Genomic DNA, 16285 nt, shown 5'->3' with positions numbered 1-16285 from the left:
CTGCGGTGGGTGCGGGGACGGGGAGGTCACAGCTGGAGGACGCCGAGGGTCCACTCGACGGCCAGGACGCCGCCCAGGCCGAGGACCGCGAGCACCGTCGTGTACGAGGTCCGCACCTTGATCGCCTCGATGACGGACAGGTTGAAGTACTCCTTGAACAGCCAGAATCCCGGGTCGTTCACATGGGAGAAGGCGATCGAGCCGCAGGCGACGGCGAGCACCATGACCTCCGGGTGGGCGCCGCTGTCCGCGAGGAGGGGCAGCACGACTCCGGAGGCCGTGACGACGGCGACGGTCGCCGAGCCGAGCGCCACCCGCAGGATGACGGCGATCAGCCAGGCGAGGACGATCGGCGAGACGGACCAGCCGTCGGTGGCGTCCTTGATGTAGTCGGAGATGCCGCCCTCGACGAGCACGTTCTTGAAGGCGCCGCCCGCCCCGATCACCAGCAGGATCATCGCCATCGCCTGGGCGGCGGAGGTGCAGGAGGCGCCGACCTCGGCCAGGCTCCGGCCGATGCGCGGTCCGAACGCCCAGATCGCCAGGCACAGCGCGAGCAGCAGCGCGATCGGTGCCGAGCCGATGAAGGCGACGACGTTGAGGAACGGGCTCTCGCCGGAGGTCGCCATGTCGATCACCGCGGCGGTCACGATCAGCGCCACCGGGAAGAGGGCCACGAACAGCGACCAGCCGAGCCCGGGCATCTCCTCCTCGGTGAACTCGCGCTCGCTGACGAGGCCCTTGGGTATGGACGGGTCCATCGCCCTGACGAACGGCAGCCGCGGCCAGGTCAGCGCGATCAGCGCGCCGACGGGGACCGCGATGAACAGCCCGTAGAACAGGGTGAGTCCGACGGAGGCGTGGAAGGTGGCGGCGACGGCGGTGGGTCCGGGGTGCGGCGGCAGGAAGCTGTGCATGGTGGACAGCGCGATGGACATCGGCAGCCCGACCCACAGCAGTTTCGCGCCGGTGACCCTGACCAGTGTGAACGCGATCGGCACGATGATGACGAAGGCGACCTCGTAGAACATGGTCACGCCGATCAGCATGGACGTGACGACCATGGCGACCTGGACCCAGCGCGGTCCGAAGGCGTCGAGCAGACTGCCCGCGATCCGCTGGGCGGCGCCCGAATCGCCCATGACCCGGCCGACCATGGCGCCGAGCCCGATGGTCAGCATGGTGTCGCCGATCTGGCCCCCGATGCCTTCGGAGAGGACGTCGGGGATGGTCGCCACGGGTATGCCCCGCACCAGCGCGACCCCGACGGCCACGAGCAGCAGGGCGGCGAAGCCGTTGAGTTTCAGCCTGGTCATGAGCAGGAGCAGGACCAGGACGCTGATCCCCACTACGACGAGCGGCACGGAAGTTCCCCTTTGAACACCGGGCGGACACGGCCACGACGGGCGTCCGCGGGCGCGGACCGTCCCATCCCATTCCTGTATGCAGACGCTGTCCGCATATGCAGATGGAGGTTAGGGGGGTGCTCCCGAGGGGTCAATGGGTGCGCGGACGCGGATGCGTGCGGACGTCGGGGACGTATCGCGGGCCCCGGGGACGTATGCGGACATACGATGGGCCCATGTCAGGGGAGACAGGGGTCCGCGGTGTGAAGTCGGCGGCCAGGACCGTCGCGTTGCTCGAACTGCTCGCCGCGCGGGGCGAGCGGCCCTCGCGCCTGGACGAGCTCGCCGAGGACCTGGGCGTGCCGCGCAGCAGCATGTACCAGCTGCTCCAGACCCTGGTCGAGTGCGGCTGGGTCCGTACGGACGTCACCGGCTCCTACTACGGCATCGGCATCCGCGCGCTGCTCACCGGCACCGGCTATCTCGACGGCGACCGGCGGATCCGCGCGGTGCGCCCGTATCTGGACGAGGCGTCGGACGCGCTGGGCGAGACGATCCACCTGGCGCGTCTCGACGGACCGGACGTCGTCTACCTCGCCACCCGCGAGTCGCACGAATACCTGCGCACCATCAGCCGCGTCGGCCGGCGTGTCCCGGCCCACGCCGGCGCCCTCGGCAAGGCGCTGCTCGCCGAACGGCCCGACGCGGAACTTCCCCTGCCGGACGGCCCGTTGACCGGCCTCACCGAGAACACGCACACCGACCGCGGCTCGCTCCACGCCGACCTGGCGGAGGTCCGCGCGCGCGGCTACTCCGTCGACCGCGAGGAAACGGTCACCGGGATCGCCGGGTTCGGCTTCGCGCTGCGCTACGACACCCCGGCCACCGACGCGATCAGCTGCTCGGTTCCGGTGGCCCGGCTCACCGCGGCCCACGAGGCCCGCATCGTCGCCGTCATGCGGGAGATACGCACGAAGGCCGAGGCCGCGCTGCCGCCTGTATCGGGCACCCCGGACTGGCGCTGAGCCGCGCCCCCGACAACGCCCTTCTTCGTGACGCCGCCGCCGAGTACGCCTCCTCGCACGTGACGCCTTCTCGCTCGTGACGCCGCCGCCGCGTGCGCCTTCTCGCTCGTAACGCCTCCGCCCGAGTACGCCTCCTCGCACGTGACGCCTTCTCGCTCGTGACGCCGCCGCCGCGTGCGCCTTCTCACTCGTAACGCCTCCGCCCGAGTACGCCTCCTCAGAAAGCGTGGCCACCGGAGCATGCGCCTTCCCTTCCGTACCGCCCTGTCCGCCGTCGGCCGGCGCGGCTCGCGCGGTCTCCGGGTGACGAGCGCCGCCACCGTCGCCCTCGTCTCGGCCGCCCTGCTCACCGCGATCCCGCCCGCGCGGGTCGTACCGTCCGGGCCGGTACCGGACACGGCCCGGCACCGGCTGGCGGAGCTGGTGACGGCGGACGGATTCCCGGCGGCCCTCGCGGCGGTACGCGGCCGGGACGGGCGGACCGGACAGCTCACCGCAGGCGTCCAAGACCTGCGGCGCGGCACCCCGGTACCGGCCGACGGGCAGGTGCGCGCGGGCAGCAACACCAAGACCTTCACCGCCGTCGTGGTATTGCAACTGGCCGGCGAGGGCAGGGTCCGCCTCGACGCGCCCGTCGAGGACTACCTGCCGCGTCCGGTGCGCGGCCGGGGCATCGACGGCCGCCGCGTCACCGTACGGCAGGTGCTCCAGCACACCAGCGGGCTGCCCGACTACGTCGACGAACTCGACGACTACTTCACGATCCGGAACCGGTCCTACACACCCAAGGACCTGCTCGCCCTGGCGCTCGCCCGCCCGGCGCGCTTCGCGCCCGGCACGCGGTGGGAGTACAGCAACACCAACTACCTGCTGGCCGGACTGCTGATCGAGCACGTGACCGGCCGGTCCGCGACCGACGAGATCACCCGGCGGGTCGTCGACCGTGCGGGGCTGCGGCACACGTACTTCCCCGCGCCGGGCGAGCGGACGATCCGCGGCGCGCATCCACGGGGCTACCACGCGAGCAAGGCGGGCACGCCCCTGCGCGACCTCACCGACTTCGATCCGTCCTACGCATGGACGGCGGGCCAGCTCGTCACCACACCGTCCGATCTCAACCGCTTCTTCACCGCCCTGCTCGGCGGCCGGCTCCTCGGCCCCGGCCTGCTGCACCAGATGCGGGCCACCGTGCCGGCGCCGGGCACCTGGCCCGGCGCCCGCTACGGCCTCGGCCTGGTCAGCACGCCCCTGAGCTGCGGCGGACTGGCCTGGGGGCACGGCGGCGACATCCCCGGCTACGAGACGCGCGGCGGCGTCACCGCGGACGGCCGCGCCGTCACCGTCGCCGTCACGGCGATGCCGACCGTGCTGCCCGCCGCCGACCGCGCCGCCGCACACGTCCTGGCCTTCGTCGACCGGGCGCTGTGCCCTGCGCGCGGCGCGCGGTCCGGGTAGGCGGGCGTGACGGCATGACCGGCCGAGACCCGGTCGACGTCCTCGACGCGGCGCTGCGCCGGGACACGCCGCGCCGTGGTCACGTCAGCAGAGCGCGCAGCCAGCGCAGGCGGGCGGCCTTCGCGCGCCGGGACAGCTCCGCCTGCGGGACCAACTGGTCGGACCCGTGGAAGCCGCCCGGCCAGACGTGCAGCTCGCAGCGCCCGCCGTCCCGCCAGAGGGCACCGGCGTACGCGACGGTCTCGTCGCGGAACGTCTCGGCGGAGCCGGTGTCCAGATACGCCGGCGGCAGTCCGGACAGGTCGCCCGCGCGGGCCGGGGCGGCGTAGCAGGAGACGTCGGGGCCGCCCGCTTCCGCGCCGAGCAGCGCGTGCCAGGCGACGGCGTTCGAGGCCCGGTCCCACATGCCGAGACCGGCCAGCTGGCGGCTCGATGGGCTGTCGTTGCGGTCGTCCAGCATCGGCGAAAGCAGCATCTGTCCGGCGGTACGGGGGCCGCCGCGGTCGCGCGCGAGCAGCGCGAGGCCCGCCGCGAGTCCGCCGCCCGCGCTGGCCCCGGCGACGACGGTCCGCCGCGGGTCGGCGTGCCACTCGGGCGCCCGGTCCACCGTCCACTCCAGGCCGGTGCGGCAGTCCTCCAGGGCGGCCGGGTAAGGGTGTTCGGGTGCGAGCCGGTATTCCACGGACACGATCACGGCGGACAGTTCCCGCAGCCACGTCAGCGCGTCGGAGAGCAGGTGCCGGCGGGTACCGGCGATCATGCCGCCGCCGTGGACGTGGTAGATCACCGGGTGCGGTGCGGCGCCGCGGGCCGGCCGGCAGACGAGGAGACGCACCTCGGAGCCGTCCCGCCGCCCGGAGGCCACGTGTTCCTCGATGCGGACGGCGCCCGCGGCGCGCAGCGCCTCGTCGGTGACCTTCCCCGCGTCCGTGGCTGACCGCAGGCCGGGGATGTCCGCGGCGGTGAGCGGCGGCTGCGGCCCGAACTCGTCCAGCACGTCCCGCAGTTCGGGGTCGAACGGCACGTGCCGCCGTTCCGGGGCGGACGGCACGGCGGCCGGGGGGCGCGGGCGGCTGCCGTTCGGGGAGGGATGGCTCAGTGAGGTTCGCTCCGACATGTGGCTCCAAGGGGTACGGGTGAAAACTTATGAGCGCGTCCGCACATGCGTACCCGTTACCCGCGCGGGCGCCTTTTGCGCAGAAGCGCCGCTGATCTCATCTCACGCCCGCGTCTCATGCCCGCGTCTCACACCCGCGTCTCACGTCTGCTTCCACATTCCGAGACACCACAGCATCCGGAAAGCCGCGTTCCGTATATTCGAAACCATGTCTCCCTCCGCCCCGTCGCTCTGCCTCGCGTTGTTCGCGACCTCGGCGTGGTGCGTCGACGACGGCCTCTGTCGCCGCTGAGCCCCGCGCCGGCCCGCTTTTCCGCGCCGCCGGCGGCCCGTGCCACCGACCGCCGTCCCCCAGTACCGCCCCGGAGCGCCTTCGTGACCACCGCACCGCCCGCCGGGCCTGCCGCGCCGCCGCGCGCGTCCGCCGCCCTGTTCGCCCCCTCCCCCACCTCCTCCGCACGGCCCGAGGCTCCGCCCCTGCCCCCGGTACGGCGGACGCCGCTCGTCGTGTCGGGACTGCTCGCCGTGGCCCTGACCGCGTACGTCTGGTCCGCGCACGGCGCCAAGCCCGGCGTGCTGCTCCTGCTGGGGCTCGGCCTGGGCGTCGCCCTCTTCCACTCCCGGTTCGGCTTCACCTCCGCCTGGCGGCAGCTCGTCGCGGTGGGCAACGGCACGGGGCTGCGGGCGCACGCACTGCTACTGGGCACCACGGCGACCCTGTTCGCCCTCGTCATCGGCACGGGTACCGGGCTGTTCGGCGCGCAGCCCGCGCCGTCCGCCGGGTCGATCGGGGTCGGTCTGTTCGCCGGCTCGGCGCTCTTCGCGATCGGCATGCAGCTCGGCGGCGCCTGCGCCTCGGGCACCCTGTTCGCCGTCGGCTCGGGGCAGACCTCGATCGTGCTGACGCTGGGCGGGTTCGTCGCGGGCGCCACGCTCGCCGCCTGGCAGTTCGACCTGTGGAAGGACCTGCCGGCCTGGCAGCCGGTCGTGCTGTCCGACCACATCGGCTGGTTCGGCTCGTGGGCGGTGACGATCGCCGCCCTGGTCGTCGTGGTGCTGGTCTCCCGGCGCATCCAGGCGCGCCGCAACCCGCCGCCCCTGGGAGCCGTGCCGTCGGCCCGCGGCGCGGCCGTACGGGCGCTGCGCGGTTCCTGGCCGCTGGCCGCCGGCGCCCTGGTGCTGGCGGTGCTGGGCGCGGGCGTGCTGCTGGTCTCCGGCGGCGCCTGGGGCGTCACCAGCGCGTTCAGCCTGTGGGGCTCGGAACTGGTGGGCGCGCTCGGCGGCCACCCGGAGAACTGGACGTGGTGGCAGCAGTCCGGCAACGACAAGATGCTCGCGGGCGCGGTGCTGGCCGACAAGACCAGCCTCACCGACATCGGCATCATGATCGGCGCGGCTGTCGCCTCGGCGCTCGGCGGCACCTGGGCCCTGCATCGCGGCATCCCGTGGCGTACGGCCGTGGCGGCGGTGCTCGGCGGTGTGCTGATGGGGATCGGCGCCCGGCTGGCCGGCGGCTGCAACATCGGCGCCTACCTCGCGGGCATCGCCTCCGGCAGCCTGAGCGGCTGGCTGTGGGGCGCGTTCGCCCTGGCCGGCACGTGGGTGGGGCTCAGACTGCGCCCGCTGTTCGGCCTGGGCAACCCGAAGCCGGGCGACGGCGTCTGCTGAGCCGGCCGGGCGGTTCCGGGGCTTGGGCCAACCGGCCCGCGCCCGGGCACAAGCCCGCCCGGTCCCGGCTCAGCCGACGAGAGTCGGCTTCGGGCGGACGACGCAGAACCCGTTCCTCTCCGGGTCGGCCGGCACGGTCCACGACTCGTCGCCGCGCCGCCCGACGTCCGCCCTGCGGGCGCCGAGCGCGAGGATCCGCCCGATCTCGGCCTCCGGCTCGGACAGGATGCGCCGGCGGAGCACCCCGGCCCGGGACGGTCGCGGCCCGGCTGGCAGGCGGTGACGGACGCGAACACCCGGAGGTGACCGGTGAGGTCGCCCCGGCCGGTCCGCGTCGTGGCAGCGGTTTCACAGGTCCAGCGCCTCGGCGGCGTAGCGGCGGAAGTCGCATCCTCCTGCTCGCACCGGTCCGCGCGGCCCACCCCCGCGTACGCGTCTCCGTACGCACCGGAGACGCCGCATCGGCCCTCGCGCTCCTCGGCGACGGCGAGGCCCAACTTGCCGTCGCCGCCCTCCCGGACCGCGTTCCGTCCACCCTGCTGGCCCGGCGGATCAACCGTACGCCACTCGTCCTGCGCCACACGTCCCGCGCGGAACCTGCAAACAGGGGCATGTCATCGATCCACGGCTCCGCCCGCCCCCGTCCCGTCTGGTCCTTCCCGGAGTACGAACCGGTCGGCATCGACCTGGGCAGCAGGGCGGCGGTCGCCGTCTGCGACCGGAACCAGGACACCGGCCCCGACGCGGACGACGCGCTCCTCGACCGCCTCGGCGTCACCGCGGGCTCCCGCCTCGTCGACCTGGCCTGCGGTACGGGCTCACTCGTCGTCCAGGCGGCCCGCCGCGGGGCCGAGGCGCACGGTGTCGACGTATCGGCGGAGATGCTGGCCTTCGCCGAGGCCAGGGCGCGGCGCCACGGTGTCGCACCGCGGTGGCACCGGGCCGGCTTCCTCGACTACGCCCACCGCGCCGGGCCCGCGGACGTGGTCACCACCAAGTCGGCGCTGCACCAACTGCCCGGCTTCTGGAAGCAGCAGGCGCTCCGCGACACCGCCGCGCTGCTCCGCCCCGGCGGCACCTTCTACCTGTACGACATCGTCTTCAGCTTCGCGCCGGACGCCGCCGACACCCACCTCCAGCGGTGGATCGACACGGCGGAGCGCCCCGAGGGCGAGGGGTTCACCCACGCGGAGTACCACTGCCGACGCCGCTGAACGCAGCCGGCCACCGGTCACTCGTGCGCGGATGGTCCCGGTGCCGGTCGGAGGCGGATGGACTTCTCCGAGGCCATTAGAGTCGTCCGAGTCAGAAGTGGTTCGCCCGGACGCCCGAGGACGCCCCGTCATGACCGACGCACGACCGCCCTTTCCGCCGTTCGACCTCGACAGTGCTCTGGCCAAGGTGCAGGCCGCTGAGGACGCGTGGAACAGCCGCGACCCGCACAAGGTCGCCCTTGCCTACACGCCCGACTCCGTCTGGCGCAACCGGGACGTGTTCCTCACCGGACGCGAGGAGATCGTGGCGTTCCTGACCGCCAAGTGGGAACGCGAACTCGACTACGTCCTGCGCAAGAGCCTGTGGAGCTTCCACGAGAACCGCATCGCCGTCCGCTTCCAGTACGAGTGCCGCAACGCCGGGGGCCAGTGGTTCCGGTCGTACGGCGACGAGCAGTGGGAGTTCGACGCCGACGGCCTGATGCGCCGCCGCGAGGCCAGCATCAACGACGTACCCATCGAGGCGTCCGAGCGCCGCTGGTTCGGCCCGCGGCCGGAGGCCGAGCGCGGCCCCGGACACGACATCCCGCTGGACTGACGGGCCGTCACGCGGTGGCCGACCGCTCTCAGCTCCGGCGGGCGCCGGTCCCGTGCAGGGCCACCACCTCGTCCAGGATGCGGCCCACCGCGTCCGCGTCGTGCGCGAAGCGTCCCAGGAACAGACCGCCGACGTCCGGTCCCAGCCGGGTGAGCAGGCCGGGGCCCGCGCTGCCGCCGTAGATGACACGGCTGCCGGCCAGGCCCGGCTGCGCGGTGAGCCAGTCGCTCAGCGCTCCGCAGACGGTGGAGATGTGCTCCGGGCCGGCCGGCCGCGGCGCCCCGATCGCCCACTGCGGCTCGTAGGCGACGACGACGGGACCGGGCTCGCAGTCGTGCGAGGCGGCGGTCGTCAGGATCCGTTCGAGTTCGGCGACGGTGCGGGCGGCCGCCTCGTCGGGCGGGCAGGCGTTCAGCTCGCCGACGCACATCACGGGCGTCAGCCCGTTGCGCAGCGCGGCCGCGGTCTTGGCCGCGACCACCGTGTCGCCCTCGCCGAACAGCCGCCGCCGCTCCGCGTGCCCGACCTCGGCGAACGCGCAGCCGATCTCCTTGAGCACCGCGCCGCTGACCTCGCCCGTGTACGGCCCGCGGTCCTCGGCGGCGAGGTCCTGCGCGCCGGTCCGCACGGCCGTACCGGCCAGGGCCTCGGCGACCGGGATGATCTGCGGGAAGGACGGCAGCACGAAGAGTTCCGCCAGACCGTCGGCCACCGCGCGGTGGCCGCCCGCGACGGCGGCGATCCGGCGGGTCCAGTCGAGGGTCTGCCGATGTCCGAGGTACATCTTCAGACTGACCCCGAGGGTGACCGCGGGCGCCTCGGCGAGCCCGGTCATCAGGCGGCGCCCCGTTCCGGCGCCGTCGGCGCCGGAACGTTCTGCTCGTCCTCGTAGTCGCACATGAGCCGGACCTTGCCGGCGGACGGGGACGTGTCGTCGAAACGGTAGGTCAGCCACTCCTTGGCGAGCCTGCGGGCCAGTTCGAGTCCGACCACCCGCTGGCCGAAGGTCAGGACCTGGGCGTTGTTGGAGAGGATCGCGCGCTCCACGGAGAAGGAGTCGTGGGCGGTGACTGCCCGGACGCCGCGGACCTTGTTGGCGGCGATCGCGACGCCGAGGCCCGTGCCGCACACCAGCAGGGCGCGGTCGGCACGGCCGTCCGCGACGAGCTGTGCGGCGGTCACCGCGATCGTCGGGTAGGCGGTGTGCCCGTCGGCGTCGACCCCGACGTCGGTGACGGACTCGACCAGGTCACTGGCCTCCAGATCGGCCTTGAGCGCTTCCTTGTAGTCGTAGCCTGCGTCGTCGCAGCCGACGACGATACGGAGCCTGGCAGCAGCGGTCATCTGTATCGGTCTTTCCTCGGGGTGGGATCAGCGAAGGGGCGGGGTGGCCGGCGCTCGTCAGGTACGGACGGGCCGTTCGGCCAGGCGGGCGTGGACGGCGCGGACGATCAGCGCCAGTGAGTGGGCACCGGCGTCCGGGGTGCCGAGGCTCTTCTCGGCGTGCGGGCGGGCCCGGCCGGTGCGCGGCAGCAACCGGGCGGTGGCGTCGGCCGCTCGGCGTGCCGCGGTGGCCGCCGTGTCCCAGGAATCGGCGAGCGAGTGCCCCGCGGCGGTGGCCGTGCGCAGGCTCTCGGCGAACGGCACCAGCACGTCCACCATCGTCTTGTCGCCGACCTCCGCCTTGCCCAGGCGCATGACGGCGGCGGTCGCCCCGGTCACCCCGGCCGCGACGTCGGCCGGGCGGGGGCGCGCGGTGTCGCCGATCGCGGTGCCCAGCGAGCGCAGGATGACGCCCCACAGGGCGCCGGAGGTGCCGCCCGCCCGGTCGGCCCAGCCGTCGGCGGCCCGGTCGAGTACGGTGCCGGCGCCCGCGCCCTGGCCGAGCGCGTCCCGGGCGGCCTCGCACGCCCCGGTGGCTCCGTGCCGCATACCGATGCCGTGGTCCCCGTCGCCCGCGACGGCGTCGATCCGGCCGAGTTCCTCGGCGTGGGTGTCGACGGTCGCGAGGACGGTGTCCAGGATCGCGACGACCTCGGCGGCGAGTTCCCGCGAGTCGGCGGTGGCGTGCGGCAGCGGGGGTACGGCGGGCGCCTGGTCAGGCACATCCGCCTGTTCGGGCACGTCCGCCTGGTCCCGTACGAGGCCGGGCGCGTCCGGCACGTCGTCCGGGTCGCCGAGCGCGCCCTTGCGGAACGCGGGGGCGTCGGCGGGCGCCGTCCACAGCCGCTCCAGTTCGTCCGTCAGCCAGACGAGGGTCAGCGAGAGCCCGGCCATGTCGAAGCTGGTGCACAACTCGCCGACCTCGGGGTCCACGATGTCGACGCCCGCCTCGGCGAGCAGCCGGGACACCCGGCGGTAGACGACGAAGAGTTCCTCGTACGTGACCGCCCCGAGCCCGTTGAGCACGAGGCCGGCCCGCTGTCCTGCGGCCCGGTCGACGCCGTCGGGCAGTTCCGCGAGGAGCCGGTCGACCAGGCGCTCGGCGACCTGGTCGGCGGAGGGCAGCGCCTCCTCGCCGATGCCCGGTTCGCCGTGGATGCCGAGGCCGACCGCCATCCGCCCCTCGGGCACCGTGAACAGCGGGGCGTCCGCACCCGGCAGGGTGCAGCCGGAGAAGGCGACACCGAAGGAGCGCGTACGGGAGTTGGCCAGCTCGGCGACGCGCACGACCTCGTCCAGCGAGGCGCCGGTCTCGGCGGCGGCTGCCGCCGCCTTGAAGACCACCAGGTCGCCCGCGACGCCCCGGCGCCTGTGCGTCTCCTCGGGCGCGGCGCTGGACACGTCGTCGGTGACCGCGACCGTGCGGGCGGGCACGCCCGCGGCGGTCAGGGCCTCGGCGGCCTGCCCGAAGTGCAGGACGTCGCCCGCGTAGTTGCCGAACGTCAGCAGGACGCCGGCGCCGCCGTCGACGGCCTGGGCGACCTGGCGGATCCGGTGCGCGGACGGCGAGGCGAAGACCTCGCCGATCGCCGCTCCGTGCGCCAGGCCGCGACCCACCAGACCGCCGAAGGCCGGGTAGTGCCCGGAGCCGCCGCCCACGACGACGGCCACCTGCCCGGGTACGGGCCCGGAGCGGCGGGCGACGCCGCCGGGGACGGTGCGCACCCACCGGGCGTGGGCCGCGGCGAAGCCCTCGACCGCCTCCTGCGCGAAGGCCGCGGGGTCGTTGTAGAGACGTGTCATCGTCGTATCTCCGAAAAGGCGTGCTGTAACGAGGAGGAGCGGGCGCGGGCGCGCTCAGAGCACCTGGACGACGGCGTCCACGGCGAGGATGCACACCAGACCCGTCATCGCCTGCACGGTGACCAGCAGGCTCCAGGTCTTCAGGGTCTGCGGGACGGTGAGCCCGAAGTACTCCTTGAACATCCAGAACGCGCCGTCGCTGACGTGGGAGAAGATCATCGCGCCGGTGCAGGTGGCGAGGACGATCAGTTCCGCCGGGGTGGAGGACTGCTGGGCCAGCAGCGGGGCGATGATGCCGGTCGCGGCGGCGACGGCCACCGTGCCCGAGCCGAGCGCGATCCGGAAGATCGCGGCGATCAGCCAGGCGAACAGGACCGGCGAGATCGACCAGTGCTGGGCGGAGTCGGCGATGATGTCGCTGAGTCCGATGGCGGACAGCATGCCCTTGAGCGCGCCGCCGGCCCCGATGATCAGCAGCAGGCTGATGACGGGCGTGAGGCCCTTCTTGGTGTCGGCCAGCAGGCCGGAACCGGTCATGCCGAGGCGGATGCCCAGCGTGTAGTACGCGAACAGGGCCGAGACGAGCAGGGCGATGACCGGGCTGCCGACGGCGTCGAGGACCGGGCTGTACCAGCCGTGCTCGGGCAGCGCGTCCGGCAGCAGCGTGCCGACGATCATCATGACCGGGGCGACGAGCACGGTGGTCAGGCAGGCCGCGAGCGAGGGGACGCCGCGGACGGTGGAGGCGGTGGCGGGGCGGGTGGCCACGGCGACGCCGCCGCCGTTGTCACCGGCGGGGGCTCCCCCGGTCCCGCCCTCGGAACCGCCGTCGCCCTTCGGACCGGTGCCGTCGCCCTTCGAGCCGGTGCCGTCGCCCTTGGGTCCGCTGCTGCCGCCGTTCGCCTCGGGGTGGCCGAGGGATTCCAGGGCGCCGCCCTGGGAGGTGATGCCCCAGCGGGCGATGAGCCGGGGGAAGGCGAGGGCGCCGACCAGCAGGACCGGGATGCCGACCAGCGAGCCGTACAGGATGGTCACGCCGAGGTTCGCGTCGTACGCGTCGGCGGCCAGCACCGGCGCGGGGCCGGGCGGGAGCAGGGCGTGGGCGGTCATCAGCCCGGCGGCCATGGGGATGCCGACCGCGAGCATGTCGACCCTGAAGCGGCGCGCCACGGAGTAGACCAGCGGTACGAGGAGCACGAAGGTGACCTCGAACAGGTTCGGCAGGCCGATGATGACGGCCGCGATGCCGATGCTGATCGGCATCCACGCCTTGGAGCGGTTGCCCACCAGGACGTCGGCGATCCGGTCGGCGCCGCCCGAGCGCAGCAGCAGTCCGCCGAGGACGGTGCCGAGCGCGATGACGATGCCGGTGGTGGAGAGGGTGCCGCCGAAGTTCTCGGTGATCGTGTCGACGGTCTTCGTCGGGCCGAGGCCGTTGGCGAGGCCGAGCAGGAGGGTCGAGATCAGCAGCCCGAGGAACGGGTGCAGCTTGACCTTGGCTATCAGGAAGACCAGCAGCGCCACGGCAGCGATACCGCTGCCGAGGATGTACAGGGACGAGTGCATCGCCCTCACCTCATCTTCTCATCTTTGAGAATGGGGAAGTCGCAGGCCGGGGACCTGGTGACCTGTGGGGCCCGGCGCGCTGTCGGCCTATGGGGTCCGACGTGCGCGTCGGCGGGGGCGCCCCCGGCCGGAGCCGGGGGCGGCAGATGCCGGCGTACGCTGCGGCGGGCGGCCGGCGGGGCGGTGCTCAGGCGCGGGTGCGGGCGGCCTTGCGGGAGGCGAGGGTCGCGGCGAGGCGGAAGGCGTTGCGCGCGGAGTTGGTGTCCGCCACGCCCTTGCCGACGATCTCGAAGGCGGTGCCGTGCGCCGGGGTGGTCACGGCGATGGGCAGGCCGCCCTGGATGGTGACGCCGCCGTCGAAGCCGAGCAGCTTCATCGCGATCTGACCCTGGTCGTGGTACATCGTGACGATGCCGTCGAAGACGCCGTCACGGCCCTTGAGGAAGATCGTGTCGGCGGAGAACGGGCCCTGGGCGTCGATGCCGGACGCGCGGGCCGCGGCGACGCCGGGGGCGATCTCGTCGATCTCGTGCCGGCCGAAGAGGCCGTTCTCGCCGTTGTGCGGGTTCAGGGCGGCGACACCGATGCGCGGGGCGTCGATGCCGGAGTCCCGCAGCATCTCGTCGAACATCGTGACGATGGTGGTGACGCGGTCGGCGGTGATCCGGTCGGCCACGTCGGCCATCGGGATGTGCGAGGTGATCCGCGACGTCCACAGCCGCGGCAGGACGTTGATCTCCGAGGTGGGGCCGGTGTAGCCGAGCAGCTCGGCGAACCAGCGCAGCTCGTCCTCCTTGTTCATGCCCGCGTCGTGCAGCGCCGCCTTGTTGAGCGGCATGAAGCAGATGCCGTCGACCTCGCCGGCCTGCGCCAGAGAGACCGCGTACTCCAGGGCCGCCTTCGTCCAGGCGCCGGACTCGACGTTCACGGAGCCGGTGACGGTCGGCAGCGGTCCGGGCCGGCCGGGGTCGACCAGGGCCGGACGCCCGGTGCCCCGCTCGTCGGGGACGTCCAGCTCGACCCCCGCCTGCCCGGCGGCCCGGTCGAGCTCCTCGCGGGTGGCGATGACCAGGACGTCGGCGAGCGCTTCGAGCTCCCCGGAGGCGAGCAGCTTGGCCGCCAGCTCACCGCCGATACCGGACGGGTCACCCGGGACGAGGGCGATGGTGGGGCGGACCGTTTCGGACATGGGTGGGTACTCCTTCGTGCTTACGGGGGACACGTGCTTCGCACACGCGACGCCGTGTTTGCAGTCCGCTGTGTGCGGCTCCTGAGTCAGACGGGGTCCGGGCCCGTACGGGCGGGGCGGGCGCCGACTCCGCGGGTCTGTGCGAGCAGTCGCCGCAGGTAGTCCCGGTTGGTGGCGCTGACGCTCAGGCCGTCGCCACCGTAGTGCTCGACGCAGAAGGCCCCACGGAAGCCGTGGTCAATTGCATACTGCACTGATTTGCGGTAGTTGATAACCCCTGACTCCATGGGAGCGGGGAAGGTCACAATGTGCCCGCTCGTCGCGTCCTCCGAGCGGTAGTAGTTCTTGACGTGCCAGTAGTTGGCGTAGGGCAGGGTCTTCTCGACCATGGCCTCGGCGCGCTCGACCGGACGGTGCAGCCGCTGGAGGTTGCCGAGGTCCGGGTTGAGGCCGACCCGGGGGTGGTCGACGTCCCGCACGAACTTCACCGCGCTGTCGGCCGTGCCCAGGTAGGTGTCCTCGTACATCTCCAGTGAGACCTCCACGCCGACCTCGTCGGCGTGGAGGGCCAGCTCGCGGATGCGGGCGACGGCGAGCTTCCAGGTGTCGATGTCGTCGGGGTCCTTCGCGCCCTGCGCCGTCCAGAACCACAGGGCGTCCCGCTGCGCGGGCGTCAGCGCCCGGAAGAACCCGAAGGAGACGACGCCCGCGCCGAGCTGCACGGCCGCGTCGATCACCCGGTGGCCGTAGGCGAGATTGTCCGCGCCGTGCTCGGGGTCGATGACGCTGCGCCGGGCCGTCGAGACGGCCGGGACGGTGAGCTCCGCCTCCTTGACCGCGGTGGCGAACTCCGCGCGCCGCGCGTCGCTCAGGTCGGCGACCCGCAGCCACGAGTCGGTGGGGTCGACCTCGGTGAAGCCGGCTCCCGCCACCTCGCTCAGGGTCCGCGCCCAGCCCTCCGGGTCCTGGTCCTGCGTCGACCCGCCACTCTCGGTGACGTTGGAGAACTGGAGCATCGCGGCGGCGATGGGCCAGTCCTCCCAGGTGGGCGCGGTGTCGGGACCGGTCTCGCTCATCAGGGCTCCAGGGCGTGCGGGGTTCCCGTCCGGCGACTGGCCGAATAGGAAATCTTCTATAGAAAATTAGCCCCGGTCTTCACGAGGCGTCAATACCTGATTGACTTCTCGGAAACACACTCGCGAGGAGAGCCATGCAGACGCCCGAGACGCCCCCCTTTGTGAGCGGCCGTCAGGTCCTTGCCGACGGCGTCCACGAAGCCCTTCTGGCGATGCTGGTGGACGGCACGCTGCCGCCCGGGTCACCGATGCGGACCGAGACCCTGGCCAAGGAGCTTCAGGTCTCCGCCACTCCGGTGCGCGAGGCGCTGGCCCGGCTCGAGTCGACGGGCATGGTGCGGCGGGTGGCGCGGCGCGGCTACCGGGTGGCCGAGCTGCCGACCCGCGAGGAGCTGGCGCAGCTCATCGAACTCCGGCTCGTCCTGGAGCCCGTCAACGCCGAGCGGGCCTGCGCGCAGAACGACCCGGCCCTCATCGAGGCGCTGGCCGGGACCGTGGAGGCCCAGCAGCAGGCGCCGACCGGGCCGCACTACGAGAACTTCAGGGATTTCCTCCAGGCGGACTGGGCCTTCCACAGCCTCATCGCCGCCCATACGGGCAACCCGTTCCTGGAGCAGGCGTTCAACTCGTGCAACGGGTACATGCAGCGCTACCGCATGTTCAACGACCACGTGATCAGCGACGCGCACGAGAGCCGCGCCGAGCACGCCCGCATCCTGGACGCCTTCCGCTCCTCGACCCCGGCCGCCGCGGCGACGGCGATGCGCGAACACCTGGAGAAGCTGCTCGCCCGGGTACGGCAGCAGAGCGCGTAGCTCCGGCGCGGGGGCCGCCGCTCAGCCGCC

General features: G+C 73.2%; 15 protein-coding genes. 6 read left to right on the top strand and 9 right to left on the bottom strand.

The window, feature by feature from the left end; genetic code table 11:
* Positions 1-26: 26 nt before the first annotated feature.
* Entirely contained in the window at positions 27-1364 is a 1338-nt protein-coding gene (locus ACFV6E_RS04525) for a gluconate:H+ symporter (protein WP_385459347.1), read from the bottom strand.
* Between the two features lie 218 nt (positions 1365-1582).
* On the opposite strand from ACFV6E_RS04525, the gene ACFV6E_RS04520 reads away from it, so the two are divergent.
* Together ACFV6E_RS04520 and ACFV6E_RS04515 are read left to right on the top strand one after the other, a co-directional pair.
* A complete protein-coding gene (locus ACFV6E_RS04520; RefSeq protein WP_385159471.1) occupies positions 1583-2371 on the top strand; it encodes an IclR family transcriptional regulator in 789 nt (262 codons plus the stop codon).
* A 240-nt stretch (positions 2372-2611) separates the two neighbouring features.
* Positions 2612-3826: a serine hydrolase domain-containing protein gene (locus tag ACFV6E_RS04515; RefSeq protein ID WP_385459345.1), complete on the top strand. Its 1215-nt coding sequence runs from the start codon at positions 2612-2614 to the stop codon at positions 3824-3826.
* Positions 3827-3905: 79 nt separating this feature from the next.
* Here the strand turns inward: ACFV6E_RS04515 and ACFV6E_RS04510 are convergent, their stop codons facing one another.
* Positions 3906-4943: an alpha/beta hydrolase gene (locus ACFV6E_RS04510; protein WP_385459343.1), complete on the bottom strand. Its 1038-nt coding sequence runs from the start codon at positions 4941-4943 to the stop codon at positions 3906-3908.
* Between the two features lie 375 nt (positions 4944-5318).
* Here ACFV6E_RS04510 and ACFV6E_RS04505 point away from each other — a divergent pair, with 375 nt between their 5' ends.
* On the top strand, positions 5319-6611 hold the full coding sequence (locus tag ACFV6E_RS04505; RefSeq protein ID WP_385459341.1) for a YeeE/YedE family protein: 1293 nt from the start codon (positions 5319-5321) through the stop codon (positions 6609-6611).
* Positions 6612-6680: 69 nt separating this feature from the next.
* Here the strand turns inward: ACFV6E_RS04505 and ACFV6E_RS04500 are convergent, their stop codons facing one another.
* Complete coding sequence (locus ACFV6E_RS04500; protein WP_385459339.1) at positions 6681-6854, bottom strand: VOC family protein; 174 nt, start codon at positions 6852-6854, stop codon at positions 6681-6683.
* A 368-nt stretch (positions 6855-7222) separates the two neighbouring features.
* On the opposite strand from ACFV6E_RS04500, the gene ACFV6E_RS04495 reads away from it, so the two are divergent.
* Together ACFV6E_RS04495 and ACFV6E_RS04490 are read left to right on the top strand one after the other, a co-directional pair.
* Entirely contained in the window at positions 7223-7825 is a 603-nt protein-coding gene (locus ACFV6E_RS04495) for a class I SAM-dependent methyltransferase (RefSeq protein WP_385459337.1), read from the top strand.
* A 130-nt stretch (positions 7826-7955) separates the two neighbouring features.
* Positions 7956-8423: a nuclear transport factor 2 family protein gene (locus tag ACFV6E_RS04490; protein ID WP_385459335.1), complete on the top strand. Its 468-nt coding sequence runs from the start codon at positions 7956-7958 to the stop codon at positions 8421-8423.
* A 28-nt stretch (positions 8424-8451) separates the two neighbouring features.
* On the opposite strand, the gene ACFV6E_RS04485 is transcribed toward ACFV6E_RS04490, so the two are convergent.
* The 6 genes from ACFV6E_RS04485 to ACFV6E_RS04460 all read right to left on the bottom strand — a co-directional run bounded on the left by ACFV6E_RS04485 (position 8452) and on the right by ACFV6E_RS04460 (position 15440).
* The gene (locus ACFV6E_RS04485) at positions 8452-9258 is read right to left on the bottom strand and encodes a triose-phosphate isomerase family protein (protein ID WP_385459333.1); all 807 of its coding nucleotides are present in this window, start codon (positions 9256-9258) and stop codon (positions 8452-8454) included.
* Positions 9258-9767 carry a ribose-5-phosphate isomerase gene (locus ACFV6E_RS04480; RefSeq protein ID WP_385159487.1) on the bottom strand — a complete coding sequence of 170 codons (510 nt, stop codon included), beginning with the start codon at positions 9765-9767 and terminating at the stop codon, positions 9258-9260. Before ACFV6E_RS04480 ends, ACFV6E_RS04485 begins: the two co-directional genes overlap by 1 nt.
* 57 nt (positions 9768-9824) lie before the next feature.
* Complete coding sequence (locus ACFV6E_RS04475) at positions 9825-11609, bottom strand: dihydroxyacetone kinase family protein (RefSeq protein ID WP_385459331.1); 1785 nt, start codon at positions 11607-11609, stop codon at positions 9825-9827.
* Positions 11610-11663: 54 nt separating this feature from the next.
* Positions 11664-13175, bottom strand: coding sequence for an SLC13 family permease (locus ACFV6E_RS04470; RefSeq protein WP_385459329.1), 1512 nt, complete (start codon positions 13173-13175; stop codon positions 11664-11666).
* Between the two features lie 187 nt (positions 13176-13362).
* The gene (locus ACFV6E_RS04465; protein ID WP_385459327.1) at positions 13363-14364 is read right to left on the bottom strand and encodes a 4-hydroxythreonine-4-phosphate dehydrogenase PdxA; all 1002 of its coding nucleotides are present in this window, start codon (positions 14362-14364) and stop codon (positions 13363-13365) included.
* An 86-nt stretch (positions 14365-14450) separates the two neighbouring features.
* Positions 14451-15440, bottom strand: a complete 990-nt coding sequence (locus ACFV6E_RS04460) for a sugar phosphate isomerase/epimerase family protein (protein WP_385459325.1) — start codon at positions 15438-15440, stop codon at positions 14451-14453.
* A gap of 134 nt (positions 15441-15574) precedes the next feature.
* Here ACFV6E_RS04460 and ACFV6E_RS04455 point away from each other — a divergent pair, with 134 nt between their 5' ends.
* On the top strand, positions 15575-16255 hold the full coding sequence (locus tag ACFV6E_RS04455) for a GntR family transcriptional regulator (protein ID WP_385459323.1): 681 nt from the start codon (positions 15575-15577) through the stop codon (positions 16253-16255).
* The last annotated feature ends 30 nt before the right edge of the window (positions 16256-16285 follow it).

It is taken from the genome of Streptomyces sp. NPDC059785, assembly GCF_042732375.1.
In the GTDB taxonomy this organism is placed as follows: domain Bacteria; phylum Actinomycetota; class Actinomycetes; order Streptomycetales; family Streptomycetaceae; genus Streptomyces.
The sequence above is the reverse complement of the archived record's forward strand: the minus strand, read 5'-3'. Positions and strand labels throughout refer to the sequence as shown.